The sequence below is a fragment of the Spirosoma foliorum genome, from assembly GCF_014117325.1.
Taxonomy (GTDB): Bacteria; Bacteroidota; Bacteroidia; order Cytophagales; family Spirosomataceae; genus Spirosoma; species Spirosoma foliorum.
Window position 1 is genome coordinate 8843025 of sequence record NZ_CP059732.1, and the last position, 10040, is coordinate 8853064.

At 47.5% G+C, this 10040-nt stretch carries 10 protein-coding genes and 1 pseudogene; 1 reads left to right on the top strand and 10 read right to left on the bottom strand.

From position 1 onward, the window contains the following. Positions 1-74: 74 nt before the first annotated feature. Genes H3H32_RS37015 through H3H32_RS37025 form a run of 3 tightly spaced genes read right to left on the bottom strand, consistent with a single transcriptional unit; the run spans position 75 to position 2865 of the window. A complete protein-coding gene (locus H3H32_RS37015) occupies positions 75-542 on the bottom strand; it encodes a hypothetical protein (protein WP_182460676.1) in 468 nt (155 codons plus the stop codon). A 27-nt stretch (positions 543-569) separates the two neighbouring features. Further along, positions 570-1340, bottom strand: a complete 771-nt coding sequence (locus tag H3H32_RS37020; protein ID WP_182460677.1) for a hypothetical protein — start codon at positions 1338-1340, stop codon at positions 570-572. Positions 1341-1383: 43 nt separating this feature from the next. Then, positions 1384-2865 carry a xylulokinase gene (locus H3H32_RS37025; protein ID WP_182460678.1) on the bottom strand — a complete coding sequence of 494 codons (1482 nt, stop codon included), beginning with the start codon at positions 2863-2865 and terminating at the stop codon, positions 1384-1386. Positions 2866-2968: 103 nt separating this feature from the next. Here H3H32_RS37025 and H3H32_RS37030 point away from each other — a divergent pair. Next, positions 2969-5350 (top strand): annotated as a pseudogene (locus tag H3H32_RS37030) (alpha-L-rhamnosidase-related protein). A 138-nt stretch (positions 5351-5488) separates the two neighbouring features. On the opposite strand, the gene H3H32_RS37035 reads toward H3H32_RS37030, so the two are convergent. The 7 genes from H3H32_RS37035 to H3H32_RS38385 all read right to left on the bottom strand — a co-directional run bounded on the left by H3H32_RS37035 (position 5489) and on the right by H3H32_RS38385 (position 9947). After that, entirely contained in the window at positions 5489-7171 is a 1683-nt protein-coding gene (locus H3H32_RS37035; protein WP_182460679.1) for a RagB/SusD family nutrient uptake outer membrane protein, read from the bottom strand. Positions 7172-7189: 18 nt separating this feature from the next. Continuing rightward, positions 7190-7576, bottom strand: a complete 387-nt coding sequence (locus H3H32_RS37715; RefSeq protein WP_240543605.1) for a hypothetical protein — start codon at positions 7574-7576, stop codon at positions 7190-7192. Beyond that, on the bottom strand, positions 7467-7994 hold the full coding sequence (locus H3H32_RS37720; protein ID WP_240543606.1) for a hypothetical protein: 528 nt from the start codon (positions 7992-7994) through the stop codon (positions 7467-7469). Before H3H32_RS37720 ends, H3H32_RS37715 begins: the two co-directional genes overlap by 110 nt. Next, the gene (locus H3H32_RS37725) at positions 7975-9243 is read right to left on the bottom strand and encodes a SusC/RagA family TonB-linked outer membrane protein (protein WP_240543607.1); all 1269 of its coding nucleotides are present in this window, start codon (positions 9241-9243) and stop codon (positions 7975-7977) included. The genes H3H32_RS37720 and H3H32_RS37725 overlap by 20 nt, the downstream gene beginning before the upstream one ends. Before the next feature lie 70 nt (positions 9244-9313). Continuing rightward, entirely contained in the window at positions 9314-9565 is a 252-nt protein-coding gene (locus H3H32_RS37730) for a hypothetical protein (protein ID WP_240543608.1), read from the bottom strand. A gap of 2 nt (positions 9566-9567) precedes the next feature. Continuing rightward, entirely contained in the window at positions 9568-9741 is a 174-nt protein-coding gene (locus tag H3H32_RS37735; protein ID WP_240543609.1) for a hypothetical protein, read from the bottom strand. Beyond that, positions 9732-9947: a TonB-dependent receptor gene (locus H3H32_RS38385; RefSeq protein WP_374191805.1), complete on the bottom strand. Its 216-nt coding sequence runs from the start codon at positions 9945-9947 to the stop codon at positions 9732-9734. Before H3H32_RS38385 ends, H3H32_RS37735 begins: the two co-directional genes overlap by 10 nt. Positions 9948-10040 lie beyond the last annotated feature (93 nt).

Genomic DNA, 10040 nt, shown 5'->3' on the forward strand with positions numbered 1-10040 from the left:
TTACAATCATTTTATACAGATTCTACTTCCCACTAATTTGCTGGGCTTCGCTAAAGTCGAAACTAACGTATCGTTCAGATCGCCTTCGAGGTAGTTTTTGTTTTACCTTCTTTGGTTAAGGCACTACTTTCCTGGCGGGTCATTTTTTTGACGTACTCAACTCGCCGAAATCGCAACGCACTCCAATCTTCGTCGATAGCGACCATCCTGACGGGTTCAAAGCCTAGTGTTCCCAAAACTGCCCAGCCGGTATCGCGATTGAAATCACATCTGTGCTTTTTAGAACTGCCTTTTGGGTATGTCATCCAAAGGATGCAATCGCCTTTCAGTTTGTCGGCCAGAATTGGGGTTAACGAATCAACTTCCTGCTGCGTTTTTACGAAGGCAATAGCAAACTCACCGACCTGAATTTGTTGAGGATCAGTAACAATCGTAGCCAGGTGCCGCATCTCATCGACAACAGGCGCAAACTCTGCGGGCGAGTTAATAACCGCAATTTCGGGCTGAGATTTATAATTAAGTTTTGCGAAGATTGGGTTCATAGGAAAAGGGTGATTAAACGCTGACCATTATTGTCTTCTCGGCAAAATAACGAAGAACCCGTCTTTCTGGGCAAACGGCTTTGTATTAACGTATAAGCCATTGGCTTGTCTAACTTCAACACCCGCTACTTGTGGTTTCGGTTCAACTCGTATGGCCGATGCCCAGAATTGCGTATCGATATAAAACTCCGTTTTAAAATCCTTATCCACCGATAGAGTTAAGTAGTTGCGGAACTGGAGAGGTGACTGTTCGGGCAGATAGGTATAGGCACGAACAGTTATTGTCTTTTTTGAATTAGCCACCCACCGGGCCTGTTCCTGACTAACAATCGGCATACCAGGCATGGGCACTGTTCCAGTCGGGAATACGATAAATTGTCGCTTAATCGCTTTGGTATGTGGCGGAATAAAAGAGACAGGATTATCTTTTGAAATAGTGCCTTCTGTAGAAGAATTTATTGACGAAAAATTAGATTTTCCATATCGATAGATATACCCCGAACTCGACAGGTTTACATTAGCTACATCATACCAATAGTCGAACGTTTTTTGCCCAATAATAAACGATGATCGTTTCCAGTCAATATAGAGTGGCTTGTTAAGTTTATTAACTACAGAAACCAGCATTTCGCCCCGTTCACTGGCGAAATTGTAGCGAAGTGTAAGGGTATCATTGTCTAATACCAGCCCTTCACTAACTGGATTGACGTTTGACCCCCGCAAGGTAATTACCTGTACAGTAGGCATACAGCCTAAGAAAATCACCGAAAAGAGTAATAGTAGAGCCAGGCGTTTCATATCCTTTTTTTGATAAAGTAAACTACTGGTTTGATCGCATATATTAAAGGTTTCTTAATTTTGACAACCACCGCCCATAAGCATCCCGATACGCTTCCTGCGCCCGCATATCGGGTTCGATTGTCTTGGTTACGTGTAATCCGGTGAAGGCTTCCTGGGCTGTTTTGTAGAAGCCTAATCCTAAGCCAGCTCCACGAGCAGCGCCCTGTGCGCCATCGGTATTGTATAGCTCAATGGTAGCGCCAGTTAAGTTGGCCATTGTGTCGCGGAAGAGGGGGCTGAGGAACATATTGGCTTCGCCCGCCCGGATGGTTTGTAAACCTACGCCCACGCTTTCCATAATCTGAATGCCATAGTAAAGCGCAAATACAATACCTTCCTGTGCAGCCCGAATTATGTGTGGCAGGCCGTGGCGGGTTAGCTGCAGACCATGAAAGGAAGCGCCTAGATCAGCATTTTCCAGCATGCGCTCGGCCCCATTGCCAAAGGGTAAACACACCAGGCCATCGGCTCCAATAGGCGACTCGTGCGCCAGTCGATTCATATCGTCATAACCAATCGATCGCCCTAGTACCTGATTTCGAAGCCAGCTGTTTAAAATACCTGTTCCGTTTACGCATAACAAAACACCATAACGTGGCGTCTCAACCTGGCTGTTAACATGCAGAAACGTATTTACCCGCGATTTTGGGTCGTATTTGGCCTGATCACTCACCCCGTATACAACGCCCGATGTACCAGCCGTTGCCGCAATCTGACCAGGCTCCAGTACATTCAATGAAAAAGCATTATTTGGCTGATCGCCAGCGCGGTAGGTAACGGGCGTGCCAGCAGCAAGACCCAGTTCGGCGGCAGCAGTTGCCGTTATTTCACCTTGTGGGGCAAAGGTTGGCTTGATCGTCGGAATTAAAGAGGCATCAAAACCAAAATAATCGAGCAGGAATTGGGCCGGTTGATTGGCCTGAAAATCCCAGAAAGCCCCTTCTGAAAGTCCCGACGCGGTCGTCACAAGGTCGCCTGTCATGCGGGCGGCCAGATAATCGCCGGGAAGCATGAATTTATCTACTTGAGCATACACATCGGGTTCGTTGGCTTTAACCCAGGCTAGTTTTGCTGCGGTGAAATTACCGGGCGAGTTAAGCAGGTGATGCAGCGTACGGTCATGGCCGAGTGTATCAAACGCCTGATTTCCGTAAGGAACGGCCCGGCTATCGCACCAGATAATAGAGGGGCGTAATACATTGAACTCCTTGTCGACTACCACAAGCCCATGCATCTGGTATGAAATACCAATTGCCTTTACATCACTGGGGTTGATGTTGGTCTGTTGCATCACGGCCTTGCTGGCCAGACAGGCATTCTGCCACCAGATTTCGGGCTGTTGCTCCGCGAATCCTGGTTGCGGAGCCTCGATGACCATTTCGGGTTGAGGAAAGAAAGCCGATGCGACGACTTTGCCACTATCGGCATCTAATAGACTGGCTTTAACGGACGAACTGCCAAGATCGAATCCAAGAAAATACATGCGGGTACCGGAGTTAGGAAATCTGTTGCTAAAGTACAACGAGACAAGGATAATCAGTAAGTACAGCAAAAATGTCTCTTATCTTGCACATTATTTGGCTTCTATGAAACGATTTCTACTCTTTGTCGCTCTTGGCTTATTTATAAAATCGGCTGGTTTTGCGCAGGCACCCACGCCCGACTGGACAAACCAATACTGGCCTGCCCGCTGGATTGTACACCCAACAGCCCCAACTCGCCAATATGGTATCTACCACTTTCGGAAAGCCATTGATCTGGCTCAAAAGCCCACACGTTTTGTGATTCATCTCTCTGCCGACAACCGCTACCGATTGTTCGTCAATGGGAAATCGGTAGCGCTGGGCCCCGCTCGTAGTGATACCCAGAACTGGAACTATGAAACACTCGATCTGGCTCCTTTCCTGCAAGCGGGTCATAATGTGCTGGCTGCGCAAGTGTGGTACATGGGAGAGAGTGCGCCTTTTGCGCAGATGAGCTATCAGTTCGGATTTCTGCTACAAGGTGATGGTGAAGCGGAAAAGATGGCGAATACCGATGCCAGTTGGAAGGTGTTTCAGAATCCGGCCTACTCGCCCGTCAAAAACGATATTCCAAAACTACGTACGTACATTGTTATGGGCGATGGTGATCATATAGATGCGGCTAAGTATCCCTGGGGCTGGGAGCAGACCAATTTTGACGATAAAGCCTGGGCAACTGCCAAACCATTTGGCTTTCCAACGAAACCGCGTGGGTTAGGCACCGACGGCAACTGGGCGCTGGTGCCTCGAACCATTCCGATGATGGAGGAAACCGTCATTCGACTGGCAGTGGTTCGACGGAGCGAAAATGGGAAGATGGATACCGCTTTTTTGCAGGGGAAAGCACCCGTAACGGTTCCGGCTAACACAAAAGCGGTGTTTATGCTCGATCAGAGTTATCTGACCAATGCCTATCCTGAACTAACGGTTAGCAAAGGCAAAGGAGCCCTCGTAACACTCTCGTATGCCGAAGCGCTGATTGATGCCAAAGGACAGAAAGGAAACCGGAATGACGTAGAAGGGCGAACAATGCGTGGGTTCGACGATCAGCTTGTGGCTGATGGCAGCGACAAACGAATCTTCCGACCGCTCTGGTTTCGTACGTATCGTTACCTCCAGCTGACGGTTGAAACGAAAGACGAACCGCTGGTTCTGGATGATCTGGTTGGAAAATTCACCGGGTATCCATTTGAAGAGAAAGCAAAATTTGCGGCCAGCGATACTACCTTGAAGCGCTCTGGAACGTTGGCTGGCGAACCGCCCGACTTTGTGCGGGTGAAACCTACTACGACTGTCCCTATTACGAACAATTGCAATACACGGGCGACACCCGGATTCAGGCCATGATTTCGCTCTACGTAACGGGAGACGACCGACTGATGCGGAAAGCAATCACCGATTACGAGCACAGCCGTTTCAACGATGGTCTCACACAAAGCCGCTATCCATCGGCTGATTTTCAGGTGATTCCTACGTTTTCACTCTACTGGGTCTGCATGGTGCATGACTATTGGATGCATCGGCAGGACGATGCCTTTGTGAAATCGATGTTGCCCGGAATTCTGGGTGTATTGAACTGGCACGAACAGCGTATTGCCTAAAACGGGCCTGAACGGCCCATTAGAGTGGTGGAACTTTGTAGACTGGTCGAAGTGGAAAAACGCGAAGGATGAAATTTCGGGGGGTATTCCGAATGGCGCCCGCAAAGGAGGCTCCAGTATTCTGTCTCTGCAACAGGCTTATACGTATACCCGTGCTGCCGATTTACTGGCACATTATGGGAAAAATGAACTGGCCGAACATTATCGAGAACTCGCCCGACGCTTGAATAAAGCAGTTTACGAGCAGTGCTGGGATGCCGGTCGTAATTTATTTGCTGATACGCCCGATAAGAATTCATTTAGTCAGCACGCCAATATCCTGGCTGTACTGACGAATGCCGTCCCTGCTACGCAACAGGCTGCTCTGTTGCAGAAAACGATGGCAGACACATCGCTGACGCAGGCCACGTTCTATTTTAAATTCTATCTGTTCGAAGCCCTTAAAAAAACGGGCCTGGGCGATCAGTTTATTGCTCAACTAAAACCCTGGCGTGATATGTTGGCCATTGGCTTAACAACCTTTGCCGAAAATCCCGAACCGACTCGTTCAGATTGTCATGCCTGGAGTGCGTCACCTTTGTACGAATTCCTTTCTACTACCTGCGGCATCCGAACCGCCGAACCCGGCTTCAAATCGGTGCGTATCGAACCGTTTATGGGCGACTTGACGAGTGTTGAAGGAAAGATGCCGCACCCTTCGGGCGAGATTGCTGTGCAGTTTCAGAAATCACCAACGGGGGCGTTGACTGGTAGCGTTACGCTGCCGACTAACCTAAGCGGCACCTTGCGCTGGAAAGGAAAAACGATGCCGCTGAAGGCGGGGAAACAAACAGTGAGTTTGTGATGTAACGCGGACATCCTGTCCGCATAGCTGTAAAATTAAACTTTATCTATGCGGACAGGATGTCCGCGCTACTTCTACCAAAAAGAGGGCTGCCCAGGCAGCCCTCTTTTTATTTTTAAGCTAAGAAATGAATACGAACTAGAAATTTGGATTCTTGGTCGCAACGCTGGTTGTTGTCGGATTCAGCACCGATTCATCGGCAGGGACATCCCAGTAATCCATGAAGTTATAGTTAATGGTCACGTTTTTGTTAACCACACCAGCGGTAGTCACTACCGTGTTTCCATAACTGCCACCACCATTGCTGATATCATAAGTCCAGCCCCAACGACGGTTGTCGTAATACGATAAGCCACGGCCAAATAGCGATACTCTTCGTTCCTTCGTTAGTTCGGTCAGTGCTTTCGAGAGAGTTAGGCCCGTGCCAGCTACAGCGGCAACACCGGCTCCCTGATAGGTTCTTACTGCATCAACAAAGCCCAGTCCGGTTTCGATGTTGCCCAGACGCATGTTTGCTTCAGCCAGCATCAGCGCGTTTTCTTCGTAGCTGCCAGCAATGTAAACCTCGTAAGCGCCAACGTCCTTCGTACCATATACATACACGCCAGGCGCCCCGTTACCATTTGCGGTTAAGCTGTAGCGGGTCGTGAACGTATAGTTGTTTTTGTAAGTCGTAGCGGTATTGAAATTGTTGGTAACCCGTTTGTCGCCCGTGTTAAAGGACTGCATAAAACGCTCGCTGATTTTGAACGTCGTCGCCGTATTTACACCCGTTGTCAGCGCAGCAACTGTACCGCCCGAAGCCGAGAAGAAATAGTTAGACGCTGTGCTACGTCCAGTAAAGACCACGTCTCCTTTCTGAATACCACTCTTAGCCAGAGTCAATACACTATTCCAATCGGCAGTAGTCATCGCTGTGGTAGACGATTCCGTGATCTTAGCATCTGGATTTCCATTTACGAAAGGAGCCAGCTTGTTAACCAGAATATTGCGGGCCAGCATCGTGTTGATATTCCGTTTCCACATATCGATAGTAGGAACACCGCCATTACCTACTTGTGTAAACGATGGAATAAGCTGAGAAATAACGGCCTGATAATCGGTTGTGCTGGTAACCGAGCTTAATGTGGTGGCAGCCAGATTAAAATAGTCGTTCGACTTGCTAATAATGGCATCGTGGAGCACATAATTGCCATCTGTCGTAACTGACTTATCGTCAATAAGACCAGCATAATACATAGACCCGATAGAAGCATAGGCAAAGCCTTTCCACCAGTAAGCCCAGGCTTTCATGGTGTTCGCCCGGCTAGTGGCATCACCCGAAAACTTAATGGTACCCGACAGATCTAATATCTGATTACAGACATTGTTCAGCGCATACATATTTAGCCACTGATAGTAAATGGCATTGTTACCTGCACCCGTTGCCGCACGGCTATTGTATGACCGAATGATGCCTATTTGCGGAGCCGGATTGGTTACTTTAGTACCATCATCGAGGATGATATAATCGGGTACGCCGATTGTTGTAACCTGGTTATTAGACGCGTCGGCTCCTACATTGTCGGCCATTAGTTCACTATAACCGAGGGGCAATGAAAAGTAGCTATTTCCCAGCCAGCCATCACCGTTATAGAAACCATTGATGTATACGCCACCCTGGGCAAATGATATAAGCCCGGTTTCTGTGTTGACATTGGCCGCTACTGTAGGCGCGTTTGGGTTACCTACATCCAATTGGTCTTTACACGACACTCCTGCAAGCATAAGGGTCGTAAAACAAACGGTGGCAAAGAATTTATTTTTATTAATGAGTTTCATAGACAAAGACGTTTAAAATTAGAACCCGATATTCAGACCAACCTGATATGATTTGGTATTAGGGAGTGTACTGTGGTTCACCCCACGGTCGAACGAAGAGTTCGAGCTACCCGAGCTTACTTCTGGATCGTAACCACTGTATTTGGTGAAGGTCACCAGGTTCCGGCCAGTAAATACGATCTGAGCTTTATTGAGATACGGTAATTTGACAACTTTGGCCAGATCGAAGGCAAGCGAGATGTTACGAAGCCGTACGAACGAGGCATCTTCTACGAAGAAATCTTTGGTGGCGTTGTTACCAGCGCCCCGTGTGCTGCCCCACAGGTTGTAATAGGCACTTGACCAATAAGCAGGGAAAGCACCCGTTTTGCCATTCGATGGTAACCTGTTTCGAAAAGTCCCCACTGATGCCATCCCGATACATCCATTCTTTGGTTTGGTTATACAAATGGCTGCCATATACCCAGTCGAACTGGAAGTTTAACGTCAGGAAGTTTTTGAAACTTACACCATTGATAAACGACATGTTAAACTTTGGATTCGGGTTCATCAGCGGATAGGTTTCATCCGTAAACTGAATCTGGTAATCCGACTTTTTCACGACACGACCATCAACAATGGTGTAGTTATTCCGATCGGCTTCGCTGATGTACTTTGTTCCGTCATGGCGGGTATAGTCGAGGCTAGTTAACGCCTTATAGCCATATACCTGGCCAATTGGCTGACCTGGAGTTAATACCAATGCTGTGCTACCTGCATTTGAGGTTAAGATAATGTCGGCACCACCGGAAATGGCATCAATTTTAGAAAATCTGATGACCAAAGTTCGTCGTGAAGTCCCATTTCAGACCTGGCGATTTATATACAGGAATGGTTAACGAGAACTGAACCCCGTTGGACGACATATTGATCGCGTTTGTCAACTGACCCGTTGAACCAAGGGAAGGTGGTACGCTAACCGTGTAAATTACGTTTTCGCTCGTACGCTTCCAGTAAGTGAAAGCACCTGAAATCGAGTTCAGCCACGCGCGGTTCGAGTTGCCACCAATGGTGAAATCAGTACCAATTTCCAGTTCTTTCGACACCTCTACCTGTAAGTTGGCATTCTTGGTGGTGGTTGGAACTGTATAAACCAGACCTGGTCCCAGGTTTTGCTGACTCAACACAGGGTAACGGTCAAATGCCGTTGGCTGAATACCCGCTTCACCATAAGCAGCTCTCAGTTTGAAGTACGATAGCGTATTCGATATAGGGCTGTTTTTGAAGAACGATAATGGAGCAATATGGCCATCAAAGTGCGGGAATGTGAACGGTGTAGAACCGCCACCAAACGCTGAAGACCAGTCACTACGGAAACCGGCCGTAACACCGCCGTAATCACCAAAATCTACTTTCTGGTTGATCAGATAACCATACGTGATAAAGGGAGTTACGATGTCATTCGCTACTGCCTGCGATGACGTTGCTGCAATATTGTACGGTGGCGCTGTACTTAAACCCAAACCATACGTATCATATTGCGTAGACTTGTTTTTTCGATAGTCAAACGAAATCTGGGTGCTGGTTTGAATAGGCACTTTCAAATGGAAATCGTCCTGGAAGTCCGTTCGGATGTAGGCCGTTCCCAGAAAGTTCTGGAACGTGTTGTTGTACTGATAATTGTCGATTTCTCCTTTATTATCTGGCGCATAATTAGACGCCCAAGACTGATAATATTCCGAGCTGGTATTCTGATACTGGTTGAAATAAGTCCATCGAGCCGTTTCGTTCCGGGTAGTTGATACCATATTTCGCATCCAGTTCGACAACTTTGTCTTGACTTTGTAGTTTGCGTTGAAGTTCTGAACAACATCGATTTTGTTGTTGATCGCATCGGTATAGGTCGCCTGATAAAAGGGGTTCCCCGCGTTGACGCTCAGGAAGTCGGCAGTTGGATAAACCGGATACGTACCATCGGCTAGTTTGCGAGTCAGATCGAAGAAAGGCGATGTATTTAAAAAGGTATAAACCGAACCAACATTACCATTACCACCATTAAATGGTGAGAAAATAGCTCCCAGACCTGGCTTCATCGTATTTTTGGTGTAAACCAGCTGGGTAGTCGACCGAATTGTAAAGCCTTTGAATAGCTCAGTACCTACGTTAGCCGAGAGGTTGCTTGTGTCGATATAGCCGTTTTGCTTCTTTCGTAAGGATAGGCGAAGTCGTATGGTTATTCGCAGCCGCTATATTGAAGTCACTTTTTTCGGAAGCGCCCGAAATATTGATGGTATTGTTTGTTGTGGCTCCCGTATTAAATATTTGTTTGAAGTGATCGTAGTATTTCAGATTTCCATTATCGGGGGTATTGGCATAGTTGCGGATATCCTGAATGGCATAAGCAGTAGCGCCCATATTTATACGAAAATACCAGTAATGGCGCCGTATTCAGTATAGTCTAATACCTTCCCATTTACATGAGCAATGTTTCCACTGGCATCGGTCGAATAGGGGTGCAATTCGGCTTTGTGTACATTACCGGTATTTAGGAATTCGTTGGCCGAATAGCTGGATAGAAAAATTAACTGCATAGGCCTTTTTTTACCCTTTTGGTAAAATCCTGAATTACGCCGTTTGCTCCCTGCGCACCATAAATAGAAGCCGAAGCCGCTCCCTGAACAACCTCTACCCGATCAATATTGCTCAAATCGAGCGAGTTAAGTGTGGGTCGAAGCCACCTGTACGCCGTCAACCATGATGAGGGGCTTTGTACCGCCCTGTACACTGTTGATACCACGAAGCAGAATGTTGACGGGGTCGCCGGGGTTACCGCTGGTTGATGAAATTTGTGCGCCCGGATTTTCCGATTAAGGCCTGATAGATAGAGGCT